This is a genomic window from Acidovorax sp. NN32 (assembly GCF_057597245.1).
The window spans coordinates 4,126,360-4,151,218 of the sequence record NZ_CP199679.1 but is presented as its reverse complement, the minus strand read 5'-3'; the positions used below and the strand labels follow the sequence as shown (position 1 = coordinate 4,151,218).

General features: G+C 65.9%; 21 protein-coding genes. 2 read left to right on the top strand and 19 right to left on the bottom strand.

Features of this window, described 5'->3' with window-relative positions; translation table 11 throughout:
* Positions 1-14: 14 nt before the first annotated feature.
* The 14 genes from ACT89O_RS19075 to ACT89O_RS19010 form a co-directional block, all read right to left on the bottom strand.
* Complete coding sequence (locus ACT89O_RS19075) at positions 15-1,082, bottom strand: alpha/beta fold hydrolase (RefSeq protein WP_487260871.1); 1,068 nt, start codon at positions 1,080-1,082, stop codon at positions 15-17.
* A gap of 56 nt (positions 1,083-1,138) precedes the next feature.
* Complete coding sequence (locus ACT89O_RS19070) at positions 1,139-1,828, bottom strand: class II aldolase/adducin family protein (protein WP_487262885.1); 690 nt, start codon at positions 1,826-1,828, stop codon at positions 1,139-1,141.
* Positions 1,829-1,845: 17 nt separating this feature from the next.
* Complete coding sequence (otnK, locus tag ACT89O_RS19065; protein WP_055394848.1) at positions 1,846-3,117, bottom strand: 3-oxo-tetronate kinase; 1,272 nt, start codon at positions 3,115-3,117, stop codon at positions 1,846-1,848.
* Positions 3,114-4,025: an L-threonate dehydrogenase gene (gene ltnD, locus ACT89O_RS19060; RefSeq protein WP_487260870.1), complete on the bottom strand. Its 912-nt coding sequence runs from the start codon at positions 4,023-4,025 to the stop codon at positions 3,114-3,116. The genes otnK and ltnD overlap by 4 nt, the downstream gene beginning before the upstream one ends.
* A 37-nt stretch (positions 4,026-4,062) precedes the next feature.
* Positions 4,063-5,439, bottom strand: a complete 1,377-nt coding sequence (locus tag ACT89O_RS19055; RefSeq protein ID WP_218300438.1) for a GntP family transporter — start codon at positions 5,437-5,439, stop codon at positions 4,063-4,065.
* Between the two features lie 308 nt (positions 5,440-5,747).
* Positions 5,748-6,527, bottom strand: coding sequence for a FadR/GntR family transcriptional regulator (locus tag ACT89O_RS19050; protein ID WP_487256324.1), 780 nt, complete (start codon positions 6,525-6,527; stop codon positions 5,748-5,750).
* A gap of 109 nt (positions 6,528-6,636) precedes the next feature.
* Positions 6,637-7,725, bottom strand: a complete 1,089-nt coding sequence (locus ACT89O_RS19045) for a patatin-like phospholipase family protein (protein ID WP_487260869.1) — start codon at positions 7,723-7,725, stop codon at positions 6,637-6,639.
* Between the two features lie 269 nt (positions 7,726-7,994).
* The gene (locus tag ACT89O_RS19040; protein ID WP_055394856.1) at positions 7,995-8,762 is read right to left on the bottom strand and encodes an ABC transporter permease; all 768 of its coding nucleotides are present in this window, start codon (positions 8,760-8,762) and stop codon (positions 7,995-7,997) included.
* Between the two features lie 18 nt (positions 8,763-8,780).
* Positions 8,781-9,605 carry an ABC transporter ATP-binding protein gene (locus ACT89O_RS19035; RefSeq protein WP_121943596.1) on the bottom strand — a complete coding sequence of 275 codons (825 nt, stop codon included), beginning with the start codon at positions 9,603-9,605 and terminating at the stop codon, positions 8,781-8,783.
* Between the two features lie 163 nt (positions 9,606-9,768).
* Positions 9,769-10,800, bottom strand: coding sequence for an ABC transporter substrate-binding protein (locus ACT89O_RS19030; protein WP_487260868.1), 1,032 nt, complete (start codon positions 10,798-10,800; stop codon positions 9,769-9,771).
* Positions 10,801-11,093: 293 nt separating this feature from the next.
* Positions 11,094-13,400 (bottom strand): NADP-dependent malic enzyme, encoded by a 2,307-nt coding sequence (locus ACT89O_RS19025; protein WP_487260867.1) that lies wholly within the window; start codon positions 13,398-13,400, stop codon positions 11,094-11,096.
* A 178-nt stretch (positions 13,401-13,578) separates the two neighbouring features.
* A complete protein-coding gene (locus ACT89O_RS19020) occupies positions 13,579-15,066 on the bottom strand; it encodes a nucleobase:cation symporter-2 family protein (protein WP_487260866.1) in 1,488 nt (495 codons plus the stop codon).
* A 200-nt stretch (positions 15,067-15,266) separates the two neighbouring features.
* Positions 15,267-15,971, bottom strand: coding sequence for a GntR family transcriptional regulator (locus ACT89O_RS19015; protein ID WP_055394866.1), 705 nt, complete (start codon positions 15,969-15,971; stop codon positions 15,267-15,269).
* The gene (locus tag ACT89O_RS19010; RefSeq protein WP_055394897.1) at positions 15,968-17,296 is read right to left on the bottom strand and encodes a C4-dicarboxylate transporter DctA; all 1,329 of its coding nucleotides are present in this window, start codon (positions 17,294-17,296) and stop codon (positions 15,968-15,970) included. The genes ACT89O_RS19015 and ACT89O_RS19010 overlap by 4 nt, the downstream gene beginning before the upstream one ends.
* Before the next feature lie 220 nt (positions 17,297-17,516).
* Here ACT89O_RS19010 and ACT89O_RS19005 point away from each other — a divergent pair, with 220 nt between their 5' ends.
* Positions 17,517-18,857: a glycerate kinase type-2 family protein gene (locus ACT89O_RS19005; protein ID WP_487260865.1), complete on the top strand. Its 1,341-nt coding sequence runs from the start codon at positions 17,517-17,519 to the stop codon at positions 18,855-18,857.
* A 60-nt stretch (positions 18,858-18,917) separates the two neighbouring features.
* Here the strand turns inward: ACT89O_RS19005 and ACT89O_RS19000 are convergent, their stop codons facing one another.
* The 4 genes from ACT89O_RS19000 to ACT89O_RS18985 all read right to left on the bottom strand — a co-directional run bounded on the left by ACT89O_RS19000 (position 18,918) and on the right by ACT89O_RS18985 (position 23,667).
* Positions 18,918-20,162 (bottom strand): M20 family metallopeptidase, encoded by a 1,245-nt coding sequence (locus tag ACT89O_RS19000; RefSeq protein WP_487256319.1) that lies wholly within the window; start codon positions 20,160-20,162, stop codon positions 18,918-18,920.
* Positions 20,159-21,937, bottom strand: coding sequence for a 2-oxo-4-hydroxy-4-carboxy-5-ureidoimidazoline decarboxylase (gene uraD / locus ACT89O_RS18995; protein ID WP_487260864.1), 1,779 nt, complete (start codon positions 21,935-21,937; stop codon positions 20,159-20,161). The genes ACT89O_RS19000 and uraD overlap by 4 nt, the downstream gene beginning before the upstream one ends.
* A 77-nt stretch (positions 21,938-22,014) precedes the next feature.
* A complete protein-coding gene (gene puuE / locus ACT89O_RS18990) occupies positions 22,015-22,965 on the bottom strand; it encodes an allantoinase PuuE (RefSeq protein WP_426304915.1) in 951 nt (316 codons plus the stop codon).
* A 24-nt stretch (positions 22,966-22,989) separates the two neighbouring features.
* A complete protein-coding gene (locus ACT89O_RS18985; protein ID WP_055394876.1) occupies positions 22,990-23,667 on the bottom strand; it encodes a GntR family transcriptional regulator in 678 nt (225 codons plus the stop codon).
* A 108-nt stretch (positions 23,668-23,775) separates the two neighbouring features.
* On the opposite strand from ACT89O_RS18985, the gene uraH reads away from it, so the two are divergent.
* Positions 23,776-24,126, top strand: a complete 351-nt coding sequence (gene uraH / locus ACT89O_RS18980; protein ID WP_487260863.1) for a hydroxyisourate hydrolase — start codon at positions 23,776-23,778, stop codon at positions 24,124-24,126.
* Positions 24,127-24,295: 169 nt separating this feature from the next.
* Here uraH and ACT89O_RS18975 read toward each other — a convergent pair whose 3' ends face one another.
* Positions 24,296-24,838, bottom strand: coding sequence for an energy transducer TonB (locus ACT89O_RS18975; RefSeq protein WP_121505624.1), 543 nt, complete (start codon positions 24,836-24,838; stop codon positions 24,296-24,298).
* Positions 24,839-24,859 lie beyond the last annotated feature (21 nt).

The window sequence follows — 24,859 nt, the reverse complement described above, 5'->3', positions numbered from 1 at the left end:
TGAGAAAAAAGCGATCAGCGGCGCGGTGCGCTGGTGAGCACCTGTGCCAGCCGGTCTTGGTAAAAGCGCGCCAGGCCCACCGTGCTGTGGCCGAGGGTGTCGGCGCTGGCAGGGATCACGTAGGCCTGTGCGTGCGGGATGCGGGCGATGGCTTTGTCCAGCACGCCCAGCTCGGGCGGGTTGCGCTCGTCGTCTGCCGAGTTGATGGCCAGCACGCGCGCAGTAATGCGTTCCAGCCCGGGCTCGGGGTCGTAGTCGCGCGAGGCTTCCCACTGGTAGATGTGGTCGTTGGCATCGCCGCGGAAAGGGGCTTTGAGCCGTTGCTCCACCAGGGCATCGGCCGCAGCGCGGTTGGGGGCCAGTTTTTGCAGGCCCTGGTTGCCCCCGTTGGTGCCGGTGCCAAAGAACACCGACGCAAACTGCAGGCTGCGGGGCTGGCGTGTGTAATTGCCACCCTGCCATTCGGGGTCGTTGCGGATGGCATCCACCAGCAGGCGGCGCATCATCCAGTTGCGGCCTGACATGGCAGCGGGCAGCGAGGCCATGGGCACGGCAATGTCCATGAAGTCGGGGCGGCGCTGGGCCCACACCCAGGTGTGCATGCCGCCCATGGAGTTGCCAATGATGGCGCGCACATGGCGCACGCCCAGGTGCTCGGTCAGAAGGCGGTATTGGGCCTGCACCATGTCGTCATAGTTGTAGGCCGGAAAGGCGGCACGCAGGCCGTCTGACGGCTTGCTGGAGCGGCCGGTGCCGATGGCGTCCGGCAGGATGATGAAGTACTTGCGCGCATCCAGCGGCTGGCCGGGGCCAAACAGCGTGCCTGCAAAGCCGGGCGTGAGCATGCTCTCTGCCGAGCCATTGGTGCCATGCAGCACCAGCACCGGCTCTCCGGTGGGCTCGCCCACGGTGGAGTAGGCCAGCTTGAGTTCGGGCAGGGTCTGGCCGGTGTGGAAGCGGAAATCCTTGACGACCCACTCGCCGTGCTTGGGGGCAGGGTAATCCGCAGCCGATGCGCCGCCTGTGGCCAGCACGCCCAGCAGCACGGGGGCAAAGGCTTTGCGCCAGAAAGAAAGGGTCATGGTTTGTCTCCTTGTGTGTGTTCTTTCGTCCCCGCGCCATGGGCGCAGCCCGCCCGTTACCAGTGGGCACCAAAGCTCTGGCGCAGCTCTTCAATCTGGGGCTCGGTCAGCGGCGTGGGGCGGGGCTGGCACAGCATCCATAAGCGTGCGGTTTCTTCCAGCTCTTCCAGCACGGCCATGGCGGCGGCAGGCGTGTCGTGCCACACATTGGGCCCGAGGCGCGCCAGCATCACGGCACGCACGGGGCTGCCCTGTGCGGCATAGCGGGTGATGGTCTGCGCCACCTGCGCTGCCGCTGCAGCATCACCGGGGCGGTGGTAGGGAATGTGCGGCACGCGGCCCACCTTCATGACGAAGTAGGGCGTGACGGGAGGCAGCAATTGCGCGTCGGGCGCCAACCGGCCGTCTGCAGACGTGTCGGCTTGCAGCGAGCAGGCCACCAGGTGCGTGCTGTGGGTGTGGATCACGCAGCGCGCCGGGGCCGCAGTCGAAGCCGAGGCCTCGTAAATCTGCCGGTGCAGCGCAATGGTCTTGCTGGCCCGGTCGCCCGCCACCTGCTGGCCTTGGGCGTCCAGACGCGCCAGCCGCTCGGGCTGCAGCGTGCCCAGGCAGGCATCGGTGGGGGTGATGAGGTAGCCGTCGGCCAGGCGCACGCTGATGTTGCCTGCGGTGGCATGCACATAGCCCCGCTCAAACAGGCTGCGGCCCACGCGGCAGATCTCATCGCGGGCTTGTGGCTCATCCATGAAGGCGGGGGTAGAGGTCATGCCAACAATTGTGCAAAAGCCTTGGTAAAAAAGTCGGTGCTGCCGAAATTGCCCGACTTCAGCGTGATGTGCAGACCGTCCTTGGCGTCGGGGGCCACGGCATGGCACCACGGCACGCCGGGGTCGATCTGCGCGCCAATGCGCATTTGCGTGATGCCCAGGGCCTGCACGCAGGCACCGGAGGTTTCACCACCTGCCACGATGAGTTGGCGCACACCGCGCTGCACCAGGCCGCGTGCAATGGCGGCAATGGTGTCTTCCACCATGGCACCGGCTTTCTCGGAACCCAGCTTGCCCTGAATGGCGCGCACGGCCGAGGGCTCGGCGGTGGAATACACCAGCACCGGCCCCTGGCCCATGTGGCCTTCCGCCCATGCCAGCGCTTCGGCGGCCACGTCCACGCCTGCGGCGATGCGCAGCGGGTCGATGGCCAGGGCTGGCTTGCCTGCCTTGATGAAATCCATCACCTGCTGGTTGGTCGCCACCGAGCAGCTGCCCGAAACGATGGCCTGCAGCCCTTGCGCTGCGGGCAGGCGGGCGGCCTCGTTGCTGGGAGCCACGCCAAAGTTGCCCGGCAGGCCAATGGCCACGCCCGAGCCGGCCGTCACCAGCGGCATGCCCTTGAGCGCAGGGCCCAGGCGCAGCAGGTCGGCGTTGGACACCGCATCGACCACGGCCATGCGCACACCCTCGGCCTTGAGTTGGTCGATGCGCGCGCGGATGGCAGCCTCGCCCTGTGCGACCACACCGTGGTCGATCAGGCCCACGCGGCTGGCCGTCTGCGCTTGCAGCACGCGCACCAGGTTGGGGTCGGTCATGGGCGTGAGCGGGTGGTTTTGCATGCCGCTCTCGTTCAGCAGCACATCGCCCACAAATAGGTAACCCTTGAACACGGTGCGCTTGTTGTCGGGGAAGGCGGGCGTGGCGATGGTGAAGTCGGTGCCCAGGGCCTGCATCAGCGCATCGGTCACGGGGCCGATGTTGCCTTCGGCCGTGCTGTCAAAGGTGGAGCAGTATTTGAAGTAGATCTGCTCGGCGCCTTGCGCTTTCAGCCATTGCAGCGCGGCCAGGGACTGGGCGATGGCCTCGTCTTTGGGAATGGTGCGCGACTTGAGCGCGACCACAATGGCGTCTGCCTCGGCGTCGAGCGGTGCGGTGGGCACGCCCATGGCCTGCACCACGCGCATGCCTGCGCGCACGAGGTTGTTGGCCAGGTCGGTCGCGCCCGTGAAGTCGTCGGCAATGCAGCCCAGCAACGCGCGTGTCATGCCTTCTCCTTTCCTTCGGGCAACGTGATGCCAGGGAAGATCTTGATCACGGCGCTGTCGTCTTCCTTGGCAAAGCCTGCCGTGGATGCCTGCATGAACATCTGGTGCGCGGTGGCCGCCAGTGGCAGGGGGAATTTGCTGGCGCGTGCGGTGTCCAGCACCAGCCCCAGGTCCTTCACAAAAATATCGACGGCCGACAGCGGCGTGTAGTCGCCCGCCAGCACATGGGCCATGCGGTTTTCAAACATCCAGCTGTTGCCCGCGCTGTTCGTGATCACTTCATACAAGGCGCTTGCTTCCACGCCTTCGCGCAGGCCCAGGGCCATGGCTTCGGCGGCCACGGCAATGTGCACACCGGCCAGCAGCTGGTTGATGATCTTGACCTTGCTGCCCGCACCCGCCTTGTCGCCCAGGCGGTACACCTTGCCGGCCATGCCGTCGAGCACGGCGCCCGCTGCGGCATAGGCCTCGGGCTTGGCCGAGGTCATCATGGTCATCTGGCCCGATGCGGCCTTGGCGGCGCCACCGGAGATGGGCGCGTCCACATAGTGCAGGCCCAGCGCGTTCAGGCGCGCTTCCAGCGCCACGGACCAGTTGGGGTCCACGGTGGAGCACATCACAAAGGTGCTGCCGGGGCGCATGGCCGCTGCTGCGCCGCCTTGTCCATCGTCGCCGAACAGCACGCTCTCGGTCTGCGCCGCGTTGACCACCACCGACACCACCACATCACTCACCGCCGCCAGCGACGCGGTGGTGGCGTGGGCGGTGCCACCGTCCGCCACAAAGGCATCTGCCACGCCGGGGCGCACGTCACACACGTGGATGGTGAAACCGTTGTTGCGCAGGGTCTTGGCAATGCCAGCGCCCATGGCGCCCAGGCCGATGATGCCGACGGTGGGTTTTGTCATGTTGTCAGTCCTTCAAAGAAATTCAATACGAGGGCACTCAGGCGACCAGCACCCAAAGCAAAGCCGTGAGGGCAAAACCCGCCAGGCCCAGCACGGTGGTCAGCACGGTCCAGGTGCGCAGGCCATCGCCCACGCTCAGGCCCAGGTAGCGGGTCACGATCCAGAAGCCCGAATCGTTGACGTGTGACAGGCCCAGGCTGCCAAAGCCGATGGCAACCGTGAGCAGCGCCACTTGCAAGGGGGAATACCCGCCACCCGCCATCGCATCGGCCAGCAGGCCGCAGGTGGTGATGATGGCCACGGTGGCCGAGCCCTGGGCGGCGCGCAGGGCCAGAGAGATGATGAACGCCAGCAGGATGAGCGGCAGATGAGTAGCGGTGAGGCTTTGCGACAGCGCCGTGCCAATGCCGCTGGCGGTGAGCACCTTGGCAAACACGCCGCCTGCGCCCGTCACCAGGATCACGGTGGCGGCAGGGGGCAGGGCGGATTCCATGATGGCGTTGGTGCGTTCACGGTTCCAGCCCTGGTTGCGGCCCAGCAGAAACATGGCCAGGCCCACGGCCACCATCAGCGCAAAGATGGGCGAGCCGATGAAGCCCAGCACGTTGCGCAGGCTGTCGCCCTTGGGCAGCAGCGTGGCGCCGGTGGTGCCAGCCATGATGAGGGCCAGTGGGATCAGGATGAGCGCCATGATGGTGCCCACGCCGGGGGCAACGGCAGCCTTGGGGGCCTTGGAGTCCGCGCCTTCTTGGCTGCTGCCAAAGGCCGCAAACTGCTCTGCCGTGGTTGGCAGCATGGGGTAGCCCTTGCGGTTGAGCCAGCCCGACACGACCTGCGACAGCGCTGCGAGCGGGATGCAGATGGCCAGGCCAATGATGGTGATCCAGCCAATATCGCCCTTGACGATGGCTGCCCCACCCACGATGCCGGGGTGCGGTGGCACCACCACGTGTGCGGCCAGCATGATGCCCGCTACGGGCAGGCCGAATTTGATGGGGTTGACCCCCGCCGCCTTGCAAAAGCCGTAGACGATGGGCACCAGGATGATGAAGCCCACATCAAAAAACACCGGGATGGCCAGCACCAGCGCGGCGGCCGTGAGGGCCGTGGGCACCCGCGTGGGCCCCAGCAGCTGCGTGAAGCGGTTGGCCAGGCTGGCTGCGCCGCCCGAGACCTCGATCATCCGTCCCAGCATGGAACCCAGCGCCACCAGGATGGCGACCGAACCCAGCGTGCCGCCCATGCCCGCAATCAGCGTGCTGATGATGTCGCCGATGGGCATGCCCGTGGCGAAGGCGACGAGAAAGCTCACGAGCATCATGGCCACGAAGGCGTGGACTTGCCAACGGATGATGAGCAACAGAAGCAGGGCAATGCTGCCGGCGCCGATTCCGAGAAGTGCGAGGGTGGACATGTGAGGGATATCTCCAGGATGGAAGGGTGGCAGACGGAGCAACGGGTCAGTGCAAGCGGCCGATTTGCAGCTCCTGTCGGCACCTTGATTGATGTGTTTATATGGTTATCATACAAATTACCGCGTTCTATTCCGCTTCGGGTTAACCCGTATCGGTAGCCATCTGCGGCGGGCGCTACGCTCGTGTTTACAAGGTTTTTTGCTATCTAGCGCTTATCTGTTAAGCGCTAATAGCTATTGATTTAATAGCAATTCGGAGAGGCCTTTTCCCGCCTCAAGGTCCCCGCGCCGCTGGGCGGCCAACAAGGTCAGAAGATCAGTGGACCGGATGCCGCCACCAGCGGCTGTGCCAGCCGCGCGCCGTCCTGGGCCCAGAAGGCCAGGTCGGCCTGTTCGATGCGGGCCAGTGCGTTCTTCATGTGCTGCGCCGCCGCAGCGCGGGCAGCTAGTGCATCGCCTGCCTCGATGGCCAGCACGATCTGCGTGTGCTCATGGGTCACGGCGTCGGCAAAGTCGGCGCGCCGCGCCTCGTTGGCGCGGGTCACGCGGGTGGCGCCCTTGAGAAACTGCGCCAGATAGTCCAGCGTGCTGATCATGAACGGGTTGCCTGCCGCCTGGGCGATGGCGCGGTGGAACAGCACGTCTTCCTCTACCCCGTCGCGGCCTGCGCGCACGGCGTCGGCAATGTGCTGCATGGCGGCGCGGATGGCGGCAATGTCTTCATCGGTGCGACGCAGGGCTGCCAGCTCGGCCACCTCGGCCTCCAGCGCACGGCGCACTTCCACGATCTGCATCACCGCCTCGCGCGATGCGGCAAGGGGCACATCGAACTGCAGCGGCTCGATGCCCGGCGCGAGCACATACACGCCGCTACCCTGCCGCGAGTCCACGAGCCCCAGCGACTTGAGGCGCGAGATGGCCTCGCGCACCACCGTGCGGCTGACCTGAAACTGCTGCGCCAGCACCGCCTCGGTGGGCAGCTTGTCGGACGCCTGGATGCGGCCCGCACGGATCTCGGCCTCCAGCGCGCTGGCCACCTGGTCGGAGAGCTTGGCGCTGGGTTTGACGGCGGAGAACGGCGAAGACATGGGCGGGGCGGGCAGTGGGGCGTGAAGTCGGTGCCGGGATGTGCGGGCAGGCCGGGGCGCAGGTGACTTTACCCGAAGGGCACTGCGCCGGAATCGTTTGTTTGCCGCGCTACTTGGGCGCCGGGCAGGAGTCGTCCAGTTTGGCGAGGCCCGCCAGCTTCTGCAGCCGGCTGCGGTTGTCCAGACAGGCCTGGTACTGCGCCTCGGCCGCCTTCTGCTGGGCCTGCGCCGCCGCCTTGCTGCGTTCGGCCTGGAGCTGGGCCACACGCTCGCGGATTTGCGGCATCACGGCCAGCGCGGCCTTCTCGCCTTCCACGATGGCGTTGGCGCGCTGGCTGAAGTCGGCGGCGCCGATGTCCAGCACCTGCGGGCGCACGATCACGTCGGCCCGCGCCAGCTCGGCCTGGCCCAGCTTCTGGCCCATGATGGCAATCGACTGGTTGAGCGCGCCCAGCATGTTGCCCGGTGTCTGACCCCGGGCCTTGTTGGAGATATCCACCGCAATCACGATGTCCGCACCCAGCTGGCGCGCGGCGTCCACCGGCACCGGGCTCACGATGCCGCCGTCCACAAAATGGTATTTGCCGATGGTGACGGGCTGGAACACGCCGGGAACGCTGCTCGATGCACGTACCGCCTGCCCCGTGTTGCCGCGTGCAAACACCGTGCGCTCGCCATCTTCGAGGCGCGTTGCCACCACCACAAACGGTTTGGCCATCTGCTCCAGCGGCTTGCGGCGCACCTGCTCGTTCACATAGTCTTCGAGTTTCTGGCCCAGCACCAGGCCCCCAGGCGAGAGCTGCAGGTCGCGGATCTTGGCTTCGTCCAGCGCCACAGCCTTTTCCTGCATTTCGAACGCATTCATGCCGCTGGCATACAGCGCACCGACCACGCTGCCTGCGCTGGTGCCAGAGACCACAGCGGGCGCGAAGCCGTTGGCTTCCAGCATTTTGATCACGCCGATGTGCGCAAAACCCTTGGCTGCGCCGCCGCCCAGGGCGATGCCGATGCGGATGGGGGCGGGGGTAGATGTCACCAGCGGCGCGCTGGGGGAATCGTCGGCGCGCGCGGGGGCGGTGCTGGTGCTCGTGCTGCCGCATGCCGCCAGACAGAGGGTCGCCGCCGTGACGATGGCGATCCGGATGGCGGGGGGCGCTGCAAACGCCGCGATGGGGTGGAAAAGGGCGGTCAGGTGCATGCCGGGAGTCCTGCGGTCAACGGGCGGGCAGTATATCGGCGGCGTTTTGGCAGCGCTGGAAAGACGGCCCATTGCTTCTGAAGAGGGAGTGCCGGCGCATCCTTTGCACTGGCAAGGAGCGCAATCGTCGAAACCGGCGCGGCCTGGTCGAGAACCGCCGCGCAAGGTCCGCCCCGCCGCGCTGGCGGTGTCCCCCTTCTCTCGAGTCGCGTCAGCGATTCGAGAGAAGGGGGAAGGCGCCGAAGGCGACTCAGGGGGATGTACCCTACCTACTCGCCTTGCGAACCCCGGTGTGCCCACCCTGTGGTGCGCTTTTCGATCCAGCTGAACAGCTCGTACATCACCATGGCCATCGCACCCACCACCATCAGGCCCGCAAAGGCCAGGCCCATCTGCATGGACGAGCCCGCGCTGATGAGCAGGTAGCCGATGCCTTCGTTGGCGGCGGTCATCTCCGACACCGTGGTGCCCACAAACGCGAGCGTGATGGCGACCTTGAGCGAGCCGTAGAAGTACGGCATGGATCGCGGCAGGCCCACCTTGGTCAGCACGTCCCAGCGCTTGGCGCCCAGCACGCGCAGCACGTCTTCCAGCTCGGGCTCCAGGGTGGCCAGGCCGGTGGCGATGTTGACCATGATGGGGAAGAAGCTGATGAGAAACGCCGTGAGGATGGCAGGCCCCACGCCAATACCGAACCACACCACCAGGATGGGCACAAAGGCCGCCTTGGGCAGTGCGTTGAAGGCTGTCATCAGCGGGTACACGGCGGCATAGGCCAGGCGAGAACTGCCGATCACAAAACCCAGCAGCACGCCGACCACGATGGCAATGCCAAAGCCCGCCATCGTGACCCAGTAGGTGCGCCAAGCGTGTGCGGCGATCACGCCGCTGAACTCGACCAGCTGCGTGGCAATGACCCAGGGACTGGGGAAGAGAAATTCGGGGACGCTGAAGGCCGAACAGATGATTTGCCACAGCAGAATGGTGGCGGTCAGCAGCAGCCAGGGGGACCAGCGCTCTACGGTTTTCTTGTGCATGGTGGGAAGGTCTTCGGGTTACTGCTGGATGGGCGCGCCTGCTTTTCGCAGGGCACCGATGTGGCCGCGCAGTTCATGCACGATGTCGGTGAACTCCTTGGTGTAGGTCACCTCCAGGTCGCGCGGGCGGGGCAGCTCGATCTCCTTGCGCACCACAAACCGGCCGGGGCTCTTGCTCATCACATACACCGTGTCGGCCAGAAAGACCGACTCGCGCAGGTCGTGCGTGACCAGGATCACGTTGAACTGCTGCTCGGTCCACAGGTCGCGCAGGATGCACCACAGCTCTTCGCGGGTGAATGCGTCGAGCGCGCCAAACGGCTCGTCCAGCAGCAGCATCTTGGGCTCGTGGATCAGCGCGCGGCAGATGCTGGCGCGTTGCTGCATGCCGCCCGACAGCTGCCAGGGGAACTTGTCTTCGTAGCCCGCGAGGCCCACTTTCTGCAGCAGCTTGCGGGCGCGTTCTTCGTACTCCTTGCGCTTTTGCTTGAAGTTGCTGCGATAGGGCTCCACGATCTCCAGCGGCAGCAACACGTTGTCCACCGTGGTGCGCCAGGGTAGCAGCGAGGGCGCCTGAAACGCCATGCCCGACACCTTGAGCGGCCCCGTCACCGGCTGGCCGTCGATGAGGATCTTGCCCATCGATGGCATCTTCAGCCCCGTGGCCAGCTTCATGAAGGTGGACTTGCCGCAGCCCGAGGGGCCGACGATGGCGATGAATTCGCCCTGGCGTACCTGCAGGTCGATGGCCTCCACCGCAAACTGGTTCTTGGCGCGCAGCTCGTCGTTGTAGGCGAGCCAGACATCGCGGAAGTCCACAAAGTAGGAATCAGCAGCCTGCATCAGAGGTCCGTAGTGAGTAGTGTTTGTGCACCGAGGTTGATGCTGGGCGCGGCCCAGGCCAGCGCCCCCGTGCAAGGGCCGCCCCGCCGCACCGGGGGCGTCTCCCTCCCGACTCGCGCAGCGAGTCGAGAGAGGGGGAAGGCGCGAAGCGACTCAGGGGGTGTCACTTCTTCGGCAGGATGTTCAGCTCGGCTGCAGGGGGCAGAAAGCTGGGGTTCCACACATCGTCGGCGTTCACGCGGGTCTTGGTGTTGAACGCGTCCGACACCTGCGATGCCATCAGCGACAGGCGGCCGGGCTTGGCTTGGCCAAAACCTTCGGCGCGGGCGTCGGGGCTGTTGATGACAGTGTCGATGGCCAGTTGCAGGCGGCGGGTTTCGAGCGGCACGTTCACGATGCCGTCGCGCGCCTTCACATGCTCGATGGCGGCTGCGGGGTTGGCGATCACTTCCTTGGCACCCTTTGTGAAGGCCGACAGGAACGCCTTGATGGCGGCCGGGTTCTCCTTGATGAGCTTTGGAGACGCGATGATCACGTTGCCATAGAGCTTTACGCCGAAATCGGCATAGGGCAGCACCACCACGTCGGCGGCCTTGGCGCCACGGGCTTCCAGGTTCAGGAGCGAGGTGAAGGTGAAGCCGGTGATGGCGTCCACATCGCCGCGCACCAGCATGGTTTCGCGCAGGGGCGGGTCCATGGCCGTCCAGGTCACAGCGCCAATGCCGTTGGCCTTCTGGAAGATGGGGAACGCGCGGCGGCCTGCGTCGAACACGGGGGCGCCCAGCTTCTTGCCGGCCAGGTCGGCGGGCTTGGTGATGCCGCTCTTTTTCAGCGCCATGACCGATGCGGGCGTGTTGTTGTAGACCATCATCACCGCTACGGGCTTGTTCTGCGCGTCGGGGTTGTTGGCGTGGAACTCCATCACGGCGGCCAGGTCGGCAAAGCCCATGTCGTACGTGCCCGAGGCCACGCGCTGCACTGCACCACCCGAGCCGTTGCCAGCATCCACGGCCACATCCAGGCCTGCGGCCTTGAAGTAACCCTTGGCCACGGGCTGCAGGAACAGCGCGGCAGGGCCTTCAAAACGCCAGTCGAGCTGGAACTTGATGGGCGTGGTGACCTGCGCCTGGGCCAGCGAGGTGCTGCCGATCAGGGCCAGGGCGGCAGCGGTTTGCATGAACAGTCTCTTTTTCATCGGGGGCTCCTGTCGGGCGAGGGGAAATGCGGTGAGGGAAGGCATGGGCCCCATTCAGGGGCCATACACCTGCAGTCAGCAAAAACGATGCCCGGTTTGTGTACGCGGGTGCTTTGCTGTGCCCCATTGTTCACCGAAGTGGTGCACGCCAGCATGCTGGGTTTCCCGAAATGGTGCATGCGCCGGGTGAGGGGTTGGCTTGCCCATGAAAAACGGGGCCCGTGGGCCCCGTTGAAACGGTGTGTGGGCAGGCCTGATCATGGACTGCGCACGGTCAGCACGGCACAACGCGCTCAGCGTGGCCGAGCAGCAGCGCTGGCCACGGCCAGGGCCGTCATGTTGAGCACGCGGCGCACAGTGGCGGCCGGGGTCAGGATGTAGGCCGTGGCAGCGGCGCCCATCAGGATGGGGCCCACCGTGACGCCACCGCTGGTGGTCGTCTTGAGCACGTTGTAGAGGATGTTGGCAGCATCCAGGTTGGGGCAGATCAGCAGGTTGGCCGAGTCCGTCAGGGTCGAATCCGCCATGTAGGCGTTGCGGATGTTCGGCTCCAGCGCGGCGTCGCCGTGCAGCTCGCCATCGCACTCGATCTCGGGGTGGGCGGCCACGAACAGGTCGCGCGCCTCGCGCATCTTTTTGGCCGATGCGCGCTTGGACGAACCATAGCTCGAATGCGACAGGAAGGCGACCTTGGGCGGAATGCCAAAACGCTGCACCTCCTGCACCGACATCCAGGCGATGTCGGCCAGTTGCTGGGACGTGGGGTCTTCGTTCACGTAGGTGTCGGCAATGAACAGCGTGCCCCGGTTGGTCATCAGCGCGTTCAGGGCAGCGTAGTTGTGGGCACCTTCCTGGCGGCCGATGATGCTGTGGATGCGTTCCAGGTGCGTTTCATACGTGCCCACCAGGCCGCAGATCATCGCGTCGGCATCGCCCAGCTTGACCATCAGCGAGGCAATGATGGTGTTGGAGCGGCGCACGGCGGCCTTGGCCACTTCGGGCGATGCGCCATTGCGCTTCATGAGCTGGTGGTAGTGCTCCCAGTACTGTCGGAAGCGTGGGTCGTCCTCGGGGTTGCACACCTCCACATCCTTGCCCAGCTGCATGCGCAGGCCGGCCTTGGCGATGCGCGCAGCAATCACGGCGGGGCGGCCAATGAGGATGGGTTGCGCGATCTTGTCGTCGATGGCCATCTGCGCGGCACGCAGGGCGCGTTCGTCTTCACCGTCGGCGTAGGCCACGCGCTTTTGCGCGTTGGGCAGGGCCTTGGCAGCCATGATCACGGGGCGCATCAGCATGCCGGTCTGGTAGACGAAGCGCGACAGCGTTTCCTTGTAGGCCTCCATGTCTTCGATGGGGCGCGTGGCCACGCCCGATTCGGCTGCGGCCTTGGCCACGGCGGGAGCAATCTTGAGGATCAGGCGCGAGTCGAACGGTGTAGGGATGAGGTAGTCGGGGCCAAAGGTCAGCTCTTTGCCCGCATAGGCGCTGGCCACTTCTTCGCTGATGTCGGCCTTGGCCAGGTCGGCGATCTGGCGCACGCAGGCCAGCTTCATCGCCTCGGTGATCTTGGTCGCGCCGCAGTCCAGCGCGCCGCGGAAGATGTACGGGAAACACAGGACGTTGTTGACCTGGTTGGGGTAGTCCGAGCGGCCCGTGGCAATGATGCAGTCGGGGCGCACGGCCTTGGCCAGTTCGGGGCGGATCTCGGGCTCGGGGTTGGCCAGCGCCAGGATGATGGGCTTGGGGCCCATGGTCTTGACCATTTCGGCCGTGAGCACGCCCGGTGCCGAACAACCCAGGAATACGTCGGCGCCGTTGACGGCATCGGCCAGCGTGCGGGCATCGGTCTTTTGCGCGTAGCGCGCCTTCGACTCATCGTAGCCCCCGGGGCGGCCTTCGTAGATCACGCCCTTGGAGTCGCACACGAAGACGTTCTCGATTTTCACGCCCAGGCCCACCATCACGTTCAGGCAGGCAATGGCGGCCGCGCCCGCGCCAGAAACGGCAATCTTCACCTCGCCGATCTGCTTGCCCACCAGCTCCAGGCCGTTGAGCAGCGCGGCGCTGCTGATGATGGCCGTGCCGTGCTGGTCGTCATGGAACACCGGGATGTTCATGCGCTTGCTGAGTTCGCGCTCGATGTAGAAGCACTCGGGCGCCTTGATGTCTTCGAGGTTGATGCCGCCCAGCGTGGGCTCCAGCGCCGCAATGATCTCGATGAGCTTGTCGGGGTCGCGCTCGGCCAGTTCGATGTCGAACACATCGACACCGGCAAACTTCTTGAACAGGCAGCCCTTGCCTTCCATCACCGGCTTGCTGGCCAGTGGGCCGATGTCGCCCAGGCCCAGCACCGCCGTGCCGTTGGTGATCACCGCGACCAGGTTGCCGCGCGATGTGTAGTCAAACGCCTTGGAGGGGTCGGCCGCGATGTCCAGGCACGGATAGGCCACGCCTGGCGAGTAGGCCAGCGACAGGTCGCGCTGGTTGGACAGCGGCTTGGTGGGGGTGACCGAAATCTTGCCCCGGGTGGGATTGCGGTGGTATTCGCGCGCAGCGTCGCGCAGGGCCTGTTCGGCGGCGGAAATGTTCTGTGTCATACGGAAATCCTGGAAGTCCTCGGCGGAATGCAAAACAAGGGTACCCGATGGCGTGGGCGGCTGGCATGCAGGTTTATGCGTATGCAGCATGAAGCCAAAACCCCCTGGCAGCCATGGCGGACAGGGGGCGGAGCCACGCGGGCGGTGTCAGGTTTTCGGCAGCGTGCAGGCGTCAGGCCTAGTGGGCGTCGGCCTGGCGTGCGGCGTTGACAGCGGCGGAGGTGTCGCGGCTGGCGCCATTGAAGAAAACGTTCAGGGCCACCGCCGTGATCGAGGCCAGGAGGATACCGGATTCGATCAGCGGGTGGATGGCATGCGGCATCCACTGGCGGAAGTTGGGCGCGATCAGCGGCACCATGCCCACGCCGATGGATACGGCCACGATCATGGCGTTGAAGCGGTTGGTCTTGAAGTCCACCCCGCCCAGAATGCGGATGCCTGTGGCCGCCACCATGCCGAACATCACCAGGCCCGCGCCGCCCAGCACCATGGTGGGCAGCGACTCGACCAGCGCGGCCATCTTGGGCAGCACGCCCAGCACGATCAGGATCACGCCGCCGGCCACGCACACAAAGCGGCTCTTGACGCCGGTGACGGCGACCAGCCCCACGTTCTGCGAGAAGCTGGTGTACGGAAAGGTGTTGAAGATGCCACCCAGCAGCGTGCCCAGGCCGTCGGTGCGCAGGCCGCGCGTGAGGGCCGCCTGGTCCACCTTGCGGTCGGTCATCTCCCCCAGGGCCAGGAACATGCCGGTGGATTCGATCATGACCACGATCATCACCAGGGTCATGGTCAGGATCAGGATGGGGTCGAAGACAGGGCTGGCAATCTCGAACGGCAGCACCAGGTCAAACCACTGTGCCTTGGCCACCTTGTCGAAGTTCATCAGTTCCATGCCCACGGCCACCACTGCGCCGATCACGATGCCCAGCAGCACCGAGATGTTGGCGACGAAGCCCTTGGCAAACTTGGCAATCAGCAGGATGGACAGCAGCACCAGGCCCGAGATGCCCACACCGGTCAGGTCCGCGTACTTGGGGTTGGGCACCGTGGGCACCACCGCAAAGCCCTTGGGCACCGGCGGCAGCGAAGAGCCAGGGGCTCCGGCAGCGGCTTGGGCATCGGCCAGCCACTTGAGGTGCTCGGGGTTGGGCACGCTGGGCGCCGTGGGGCCCACGGGGTTGCCAAAGATCCAGTTGATGCCCACGCGCATCAGGCTGATGCCGATCACCGCGATGATGGTGCCCGTGACCACCGGCGGGAAGAACCGGAGCATGCGGCTGACCAGCGGAGCGATCAGGATGGAAATCACGCCCGCGCCAATCACCGAGCCAAAGATAAGCCCGGCCCCGGCCGTGCCGCCCGTGGTCTGCGCCATCGAGACCATAGGCGCCACCGATGCGAAGGTCACCCCCATCATCACGGGCAGCTGAATGCCGAACCAGCGCGAGGCGCCCAGCGCCTGGATCAGCGTGACCAGCCCGCATACAAACAGGTCGGCCGAAATCAGCTTGGCAACCTGATCGGGCGTGAGGTTGAGGGCGCGGCCCACGATGAGCGGCACCGCCACAGCGCCCGCATACATCACCAGCACATGCTGCAAGCCTAGCGCCGTGAGTCGCCCCAAAGGTAGGTGTTCGTCCACGGGGTGTACAGGCGGGTTCATGCGAGTCTTTCGGGGGTTGGGGGTATGAATACGGAAGGGATACCTGAGCCGGATGGTGCACAAGTGTCCATACAAAAATCGTATACAAAATGACCGGACGCGCTTATCCCGGTAAACCCTTAGAGGGGCGCAGCAAAATACCCGCCTGCCGTGGATGCAGGCGATTGGAAGGTTTGTGGCCGGGGCGCGACCGGCTTGGGCTAGCTCAGGGCTGTCGATGCCGCCTTGGTGCGTTGGCTGGTCAGCGGTGCGAGGGATTCACGCAGCCGGTCCCGCACCAGCGGCTGGCCGGGGTTGAGGGCGCCTTCCACATGCCCGATGTGGGCCAGCATGCGTTCGCGGGCCAGCGTGGTGTTGCCTGCTTCCAGCGCTTCGACGATGGCGGCGTGTTCGGCGCACGACTGGCTGGCCGCGTGCTGCGACTGGTACAGCGAGGCCGCCAAAGTGGTGCGCGCCGTGAGGTCGCGCAGGATGTCGCTCAGGCTGCGGTGTCCCATCGCCTCGGCCAGGCAGACGTGGAAGTCTGCGAGCAGAAAGGCGCGTGTGGCGGCATCTGCACCTTCGATGGCCTGCTGTTCTTCGGCGATGTGCGCCCGCAGGCGGCGGGTCACGCTCTGCAGCGGGCGGCCCGCATCGGCCAGGATGCCCGACTCGATGATGCGCCGGGCCGAGAACGCATCGCGTGCGTCTTCCACCGTAGGCTCCACCACATACCAGCCCCGGCGTGGCCGCACTTCGACAAAACCACGGGCCTGCAGCTGCATGAGCGCCTCGCGCACCAGGGTACGGCTCACACCGAAGAGGTCGGCCAGTTCCTGCTCGCCCAGGCGCTCGCCGGGTGAGAGCTTTTGCGCAAGGATGGATTCCACCACCTGCTGGGCGATCTGGGTCTGGTTGATGCTCATGCGGCCGATTGTGGCGCTACCGGGGGCGCCATCTCTGGCGAGACCTCGGGGGCCAGCGGCGGCGTGCTGCGGCCGTCCAGCACGGCATGTGCGCGCTCGCGGTCGATGTCGCCCTCCCAGGCCGCGATGGCCACGGTTGCCACGCAGTTGCCAATCAGGTTGCCCAGGGCGCGGGCGATGCCCATGAACCAGTCCACCGACAGCACCAGCACCAGCCCGATGGCGGGGATGGCCGGGATTGCGTGCAGCGTGGCGGCCAGCACCACAATGGCCGAGCCCGGCACACCGTGAGCGCCCTTGGACGTGACCAGCGAGATCGCCAGGATGGTCAGCAGGTCGGCCATCGAGATGGGCGTGTTCGTGGCCTGGGCGATGAACACGGCCGCCAGCGTGATGTAGATCGAGAACGCGTCCAGGTTGAACGAGTAGCCCGTGGGGATCACCAGGCCCACGGTCGAGTCGCGGATGCCCATGTGCTTGAGCTTGGCCATGATCTGCGGCAGCACGCTGTCGGACGACGTGGTGGCGAACACCACGGCCAGCTCCTCGCGCAGGTAGCGCAGCAGCTTGAACAGGCTGAAGCCCGAAAACCGCATGATCAGGCCCAGCACCACCACCACGAAGATGGCCACTGCCGCATAGAACAGCACCACCAGCATGCCCAGCTGCTTGAGCGAGCCAATGCCGTACTTGCCCACCGTGAACGCAATCGCACCCAACACACCCAGCGGCGCCAGCTTGATGATCAGGCCCATGGTCTTGAACAGCACGTGCGACAGGTCTTCGATGAGGCTGGTGACGCGCGCGCCGCGCTCGCCCATCAACGCCAGCGCGCAGCCAAAGACGATGGAGAACAGCAGCACCTGCAGCACATCGCCATTGGCGAAGGCGCTCACGGCGGTGGTGGGGATGAGCTTGAGCAAAAAGTCGCTGAAGCCGCCACCCGTGAGCTTGCTGGCGTTGTCTGCATAGGCTCCCATCGCCTTGGGGTCGAGCGCCTTCGGGTCTACATTCATGCCCACACCGGGTTCAAACCAGAACGCGAGCGCCAGGCCCAGCACCAGCGCGATGGTGGTGACCACCTCGAAGTAGATCAGCGACTTGATGCCCACGCGGCCCACACGCTTCAGGTCGCCCGTGCCCGCGATGCCGTGAACCACCACACAAAAGACGATGAGCGGGATCAGCATCTTGATGAGCTTGATGAAACCGTCGCCCAGCGGCTTGAGCTGCACGGCCGTGTCGGGCCAGAGCAGCCCGATGGCCACGCCAGCAATCAAGGCCAGGACCACCCGGCCAAACAAGGAGTTGAGAAAGCGGAGCATGTGAACCCTTTGGATAGGAAGGCGATACTGTTGGTCAATCTTGCATACAAGAACTGTAGACAACAGTTGCGGGCCAGAACATGGGGTTATCCCGCGCTGCGCGTGGCAACCGCGTCGCCACCGCGTCATGCCGCCGTGGGCTGGGTTGAAGTAGTTTTGACTTCTGCGCACGGTCATGCCCTGGCCGTGCCCGCACAATCGCTCGCGGAGACGCCCATTCATGACCACCCCCCCCACCGTGCCGGACCCCGTTCGCCAGAGCAGCGAATTCCTCGAATATCTCTACGGTGTTGCCGTGCGCCGCGCGCTGCCGCTGCACAACACCGCAGCCTTTTTGCCCCCGCCGCCCAGCCGCGAAAGCGGAGGCCGCACGCTGGTGCTGGGTGCTGGCAAGGCGGGCGGCGCCATGGCGCAGGCCGTCGAAGCACTGTGGCCTGCGGATGCACCCTTGTCGGGGCTGGTGGTCACGCGCTACCACCACACACCGCCCCGGCCGCTAGGCCTGGCGCAGCGCATCGAAGTGGTCGAGGCCGCCCACCCCGTGCCCGATGCGGCGGGCCTGGCTGCTGCGCAGCGCATCCTGGCGCTGACGCAGGGTCTGACTGAAAACGACCTTGTGCTGTGCCTCATCTCGGGCGGGGGCTCCGCCCTGCTCACGCTCCCGGGCGACGGCCTCACGCTGGAGGACAAGCAGCGCATCAACAAGGCGCTGCTCGAAAGCGGCGCTGCCATCGACGAAATGAACTGTGTGCGCAAGCACCTCTCGCGCATCAAGGGCGGGCGGCTGGCGGCGGCCTGCGCGCCTGCGCGGGTGGTCACGCTCACCATCAGCGATGTGCCGGGGGACGACCCCTCGGTCATTGCCAGCGGCCCCACGGTGCCTGACGCCACCACCTGCACTGATGCGCTGGCGATCCTGGACCGCTATCGCATCGAGGTGCCCACTGCAGTGCGCTCAGCCCTCGAAGCGGGCACGCCGGAAACCCCGAAGCCCGGCGACGCCGTGTTTGCCCGCCATGTGGTGCACATGACCGCCACGCCCCAGCAGTCGCTGGAAGCTGCGGCCGAGGCCGCGCGGGCGGCGGGTGTGCAGGCGCACATCTTGTCGGACGAAATCGAAGGCGAATCGCGCGAGGTGGGCAAGGTGCACGCCGCGCTGGCGCGGGCCGTGGCGCGGCATGGTCAGCCCTTCACAAGGCCGTGCGTGATCCTGTCGGGCGGCGAGACGACCGTGACGGTACGCCCACAGCCGCCAGGCACACCCCGGGGGCGGGGTGGCCGCGCGGGCGAGTTCTGCCTGGGCCTGGCGCAGGCGCTGCAGGGGCAGCCGGGTGTGTGGGCGCTGGCCGCAGACACCGACGGCATCGACGGCGTGGAGGACAACGCGGGTGCCCGCGTGGCGCCCGACACGCTGGCGCGGGCCGAGGCGGCGGGCCTGCGCATCGCAGCCCACCTGGACCGCAACGACGCCTATGGCTTCTTTGAGCCCCTGGGGGATCTGGTGGTGACGGGGCCTACCCACACCAACGTAAACGATTTCCGTGCGCTATTAATTTTGTAGCTTCCAGCGCTTGATGGATAAGCGCTAGAGGCTAATTTCACCCAGATTCTGCCTGACAGTTCACGCCAGGAGATCGCACAGCGCCCGCGCAATCACCTTGGTCGCACGGCGCAGGTCTTCCAGCTGCAGTCGCTCGTCGGCGCGCTTGGCGTGGGATTCGAGTACCGTACGTGGCCCGGCCCCGTAGATCACGCCGGGGATGCCGCGCTCCACATACAGGCGCACGTCGGTGTACAGCGGCGTGCCCACGGCGGGCACGGGCTCGCCCAGCACGGCCTGGGCGTGTTTCTGGATCGCCTCGACCAGCGGTGCATTGCCCGCCAGCGGGGTCATGGCGTTGGCCAGCAGCAGGCGCTTGATCTCCACGCTGATGCCAGCGCGTTCGCCCGCAGCCTGCTCAATGATGCGGCGGATGGCGGCTTCGACTTCCACCGGGTTCTCTTCAGGGATCATGCGGCGGTCGAGCTTGAACATCACCTTGCCGGGCACCACATTGGTGTTGGTGCCGCCTTCTATGCGGCCCACGTTCAGGTAGGGGTGCTTGATGCCCGTGACGTTGGACGTGACCTTCTTGTATTCGTCGTTCTGCGCGTACAGCGCGTTCAGGATGTGCACCGCGCCCTGCAGCGCGTCCACGCCAGTGTGCGGCACGGCGGCGTGGGCCATCTTGCCGTGTACGGTCACTTCCATTTGCAGGCAGCCGTTGTGGGCGGTGACCACTTCGTAGCTGAAGCCTGCGGCAATCATCAGATCGGGCTTCGTCAGCCCCTTTTGAAGCAGCCATCCGGGGCCCAGCTCGCCGCCAAATTCTTCGTCGTAGGTGAAGTGCAGCTCGACCGCGCCTTTCGTGGGCTTGGCCACGGCTTCCAGTGCGCGCACGGCGAAGGTGAACGATGCAAAGTCGCTCTTGCTCACGGCAGTGGCGCGGCCATACATGGCGCCATCCACGATCTCGGCGCCATAGGGGTCGTGCGTCCAGCCTTCGCCGGGGGGCACCACGTCGCCGTGGGCGTTCAGGGCAATGGTTTTGCCGCCGTCGCCCTGCGCACCGTACTTGCGGCGCACGATGAGGTTGGTGATGGACTCCATGCCGTAGGCCAGCACATCGGAAGCGGGCACCGCGTGTTTTTCGGCCTCGTAGCCAAACTCCTTGAGCAGCTCGGCCGTGCGTTCGGCGTGGGGTGCGTTGTTGCCGGGCGGTGTGTCGGTGGGCACGCGCACCAGGGCCTGCAGAAAGCGCACTTCCTCGTCGAAGTGCTGGTCGATCCAGGCGTCCAGCGCGGCGTAGTTGTTGTTCGTTGTCATGATTGTGGTTCCTCGGCAAGTTGGCGCAGCACCTGGGTGAAGGCGTCCACGGCCAGCTGCATGTCGTTGTTGGTGGTGGATTCGAGCGGGTTGTGGCTGATGCCGGAGTTCTGGCCGCGCACAAAGAGCATGGCCTGGGGCATGATTTCGTGCAGCTTCATCGCGTCGTGCCCCGCGCCGCTGGGCATGCGGAACACGGGCACGCCCAGAGTGTCCACGGCGCGCTCCCACTGGTGCTGCCAGGCGGGCGCACTGGGCGCGGCGGCGGCGCGCATGGATTCTTCCAGGGTGTAGCGCAGGCCACGCCGGGCCGCGATGTGGGCGAGCTGCTCTTTCACATCGCTCACCAGCGCATCGCGCTGGGCATCGGTGGGGGCGCGCAGATCCAGTGAAAACAGGCAACGCCCCGGCACCACGTTGATGGAGCCAGCGGGCACCTGCAGCTGGCCGATGGTGCCCACCGAGTCGCCATCTTGCGCGGCGCGCTGCTCCACATACAGCGCCAGCTCGGCCACGGCCACGGCCGCGTCGCGGCGGCGGTCCATGGGGGTGGTGCCCGCGTGGCTGGCGGTGCCGATCATCTCGCACAGAAAACGCACACTGCCGTTGATGGAGGTGACCACGCCCAGGGGCAGGTCCAGCTCGTTGAGCACCGGGCCCTGCTCGATGTGCACCTCGATGAAACCCAGGTACTGCGCAGGGTCGCGCTGCAGCTTGGGAATGTCGTCGATGCACAGTCCCGCGTGCTGCATGGCCGCGCGCATGGTTATGCCGTCCACGTCCTTCTGGTCGAGCCAGGCGGGGTTGAAGTCGCCGATGAGAGCGCCCGAGCCCAGGAAGGTGGCCTTGTAGCGCTGGCCTTCCTCTTCGGCAAAGCCCACCACCTCGATGCCGAAAGGCAGACGCTTGCCGGAGCGGTGCAACTCGCGCACGCAGGCCATGGGCACGAAGATGCCCAGGCGGCCGTCGTATTTGCCGCCGTTGCGCACGGTGTCGTAGTGGCTGCCGGTCATGAGGTAGCGTGCGCCTGTGGCCGCCGGGTGGTAGCGGCCCACCACGTTGCCCACGGCGTCGATCTCCACCTCGTCAAAGCCGCAGTCGCGCATCCAGTGGCTGATGCGCTGTGCGCAGGCGCGGTGTGCGTCGGTGAGGTAGGTGACGGTGAGCTGGCCTTTTTCGGCAAAGCCGGGGTCGGAGTGTTCTGCCAGTTTTTCCTGCCAGTCCCACACGTCGTTGCCCAGCACGGGCTCTGCGGCGAACTTGTCGTTCAGGCGAATCTCGGCAATGCGGTGGATGTTGCGCAGGGCCTCGGCCAGTTCGAACTCGGGGTGGTTGTCCAGGCGCCGCGCAAAGGTGTCGATGATCTCCCGCTTGGGCAGGCCCGTGCCGCGCGGCCCGCGCACGGCCAGGATGAACGGGAAGCCGAAGCGCTCGTTGTAGGCCGCGTTGAGTTGCTGGATACGCTCGAACTCCTCGGGCGTGCATTGGGTCAGGCCCGCCGTGCTTTGCTCGTTGGTGGATTCGGCCGTGAGGTTTTTCGCCACCATGGCTTTGCCCGCCAGCTCGGGGTGGGCGCGGATCAGGCCCAGCTGGGCGTCCAGCTCGGCGGTGCGCACCACCTGCGCCAGCGCGTGCTTCAGGTGCGCCAGCGTTCGGAAGGGCCGCTGCGCCAGGGCCTGCTCGGCAATCCAGGGCGAGTGTTCGTACAGCCCGTCCAGCAGCGCCAAGGCCTCGGCGGGGCTGGCGGCATTGAGTTGTTCCAGGGTCAGTGGCATGGTGGGTGCTTCAAAAAAGTGAACTGCTAGCGCTTATCGGATAAGCGCTGGAGGCCAATTTGGTTCATCAATGTGGCTCACACGGTTGGCGCGGGATGATGCTGCGCCCAGTGGCGCGCAATGTCGATGCGCCGCGCCACCCACACCTTGTCATGCTGTGCGATGTGGTCCAGAAAACGCTGCAATGCCGTGATGCGGCCGGGGCGGCCCAACAGGCGGCAATGCATGCCGATGCTCATCATCTTGGGGGCGTTGTCACCGTCGGGGTCGCCCTCGGCATACAGTGCGTCGAAGGTGTCCTTCATGTACTGAAAGAACGGGTCGGCGTGCGAGTAACCCTGTGGCAGGGCAAAGCGCATGTCGTTGCAGTCCAGCGTGTAGGGCACGATGAGCTGCGGTGCCGTGCTGCCATCGGTTTTGCGCACCTTCATCCAGAAGGGCAGGTCATCGCCGTAGTAGTCGCTGTCATATTCAAAGCCGCCAAAGTCGGCCACCAGGCGGCGGGTGTTGGGGCTGTCGCGGCCGGTGTACCAGCCCAGGGGGCGCGCGCCCGTCATGCGTTGGAGGATGTCCATGGCCTCTTGCATGTGGGCGCGTTCCACCTCTTCAGGGATGTGTTGGTAGTGAATCCACTTGAGGCCGTGGCAGGCGATCTCGTGGCCCAGCTCCACCAAGGCGGCTGTGAGCTCGGGGTGGCGCTGCAGAGCAGTGGACACGCCAAACACCGTGAGCGGCAGATTGCGTTTTTCAAACTCGCGCAGGATGCGCCACACGCCGGCGCGCGAGCCGTATTCGTAGATGCCCTCCATGCTCATGTGCCGCTCGGGGTAGCTGGCGGGGTTGAACATTTCGGAGAGGAACTGCTCGCTGCCTGCATCGCCATGCAGCACGGCGTTTTCGCCGCCTTCCTCGTAGTTCAGCACAAACTGCACGGCAATGCGCGCACCGCCCGGCCACTGCGCGTGGGGCGGAGTCTTGCCGTAGCCGATGAGGTCGCGGGGGTAGGCTTGGGTGGAGTCGTAGATCATGGGAATGCGGAAAACTTCGGAAGGTCAGGCAGTGATGGGGGCCAGGGCGGCGGCCAGGTCGCTGGCCGGGCGCTTGCGGTCAAAGGTCAGGCTGGCTTCGACATGTTCGAGGTGGCTTTGCATCAGGGCGACGGCGCGTTCTTCGTCACGCGCGGCCAGGGCTGTCACGATGTCGGCGTGCTCCTCGTGCGAGTGTTCTGCGGCGCTGGCCGACTGGTACATCAGCGTGATGAGCGCGCAGCGCGAGATCAGGTCGCCCAGCATCTGTGCCAGCACCTCGTTGCCCATCAGCTCGGCCATGCGCACATGGAAGTCGCCCAGCAACTCGGTGCGGCTGCTGGCGTCGGCGGTGTCCATGGCGGCCTTCTCGCTGGCCACATGGGTGCGCAGCGCCTTGATCTTGGCGGGGGTTACGCTCTGCACGAATGCGCGGGTCATCTCGGTCTCCAGCATGCGGCGCACGGCAAACACCTGGCGCGCTTCTTCCACCGAAGGGGTGGACACGAACGCACCGCGCGCAGGCTCCAGCGTGACGAGGCGGTTCTGTGCGAGCTGGAACAGCGCTTGGCGCACCAGCGTGCGCGACACGCCGAAGTGGTCGGCCAGTTTCTGCTCGGCCAATTTGGTGCCTGGCTGCAGGCGGTGCTCTACGATGGCGCGGGTCAGAGCGTCAACAATGGCGCTGGTGGATGAGGATTCCATGGCGGCATGATACGGTGGATGGTGAAAAGTGTATACACTTTTGGTCTACACACTGCAATCCGGCAGCCTTCGCTGACGGGCCGTGGTCCCCACTTCAGGAGATTCCCTATGGGATTGAGCACCCACGTTCTGGACACCATGAACGGCTGCCCCGCCGCTGGCATGGAGGTGGCCCTGTACTCCACCGACGGCGACAACGCCACCCTCATCAAGCGCCTGGTGCTGAACCACGATGGTCGCACCGATGCCCCGCTGTTTGACAACGCCAGCCTGCGCACCGGCACCTACCGGCTGCGGTTTGATGTGGCGGGATACTTCAAGGCCCGGGGTGTGGAGTTGCCCGAACCCAATTTTCTGAACCAGGTGAGCCTGGACTTCGGCATTGCGCGCGCCGACCAGCACTACCACGTGCCCTTGCTGGTCAGCCCATGGAGCTATTCGACCTACCGTGGGTCGTGAGAGGTACTGCTGCGGTGCGTGGCATCGCGTGGCCGTCTTTACTGGCGCTGCCCGGACCAGGGATGCCAAGCAAGGGCCGCCCCGCAGCGAAGGCATCGTCCCCTTTCCCGAAGTCGCGGAGCGATTTCGAGAGAAGGGGGAAGCGGCGTAGCCGCTCAGGGGGATGTACCTAATGCTGCCCTTCGGTGAGCGTATCGAGCTGGAAATGCCCGCTTTTGTCCCACAACCAGGTGTCGGTGTAGGTGACCTTGCCCATGCGCGTGGGCGCAGGGAAGGGGGCTGCGGCGCGCACGGTGCGTTCGATTTCGGCCACCACCTCGGGGGCGTGTTTGGGTGCACGCATCCAGCGCAGGCGCGTGACCTTGCCGGCGCGGTCGATATCCACCTCCAGCACGCCGATGGCATACAGCATGGGCGGCAGCTTGCCCTTGTACACACGCTGTGCGTTCAGTCCATAGAGGTGGGTGGCGGCGTCTTCGCGGTAGGCGCGTGCCGTGCTGGCGGCAGACGCGCGGGCCGAGCCTGCGGCAGCGGGCACAGGCCCCTTGACGCTGGCGGTGTCCGGGCTGGGCATGGTGCTGTCCTGCGCCGGGGCTGGTGGCTCGGGGGCCGACTTACAGGCCGCCACCAGCGATGCAACGGCGGCCATGAGTCCGGCAAGCAGCCAGTGGCTGCGGTGGCTGGAGGAGCGCTCGGTGGGGGTGGGCGGCATGATGGCTTTTGTGAACTGAAC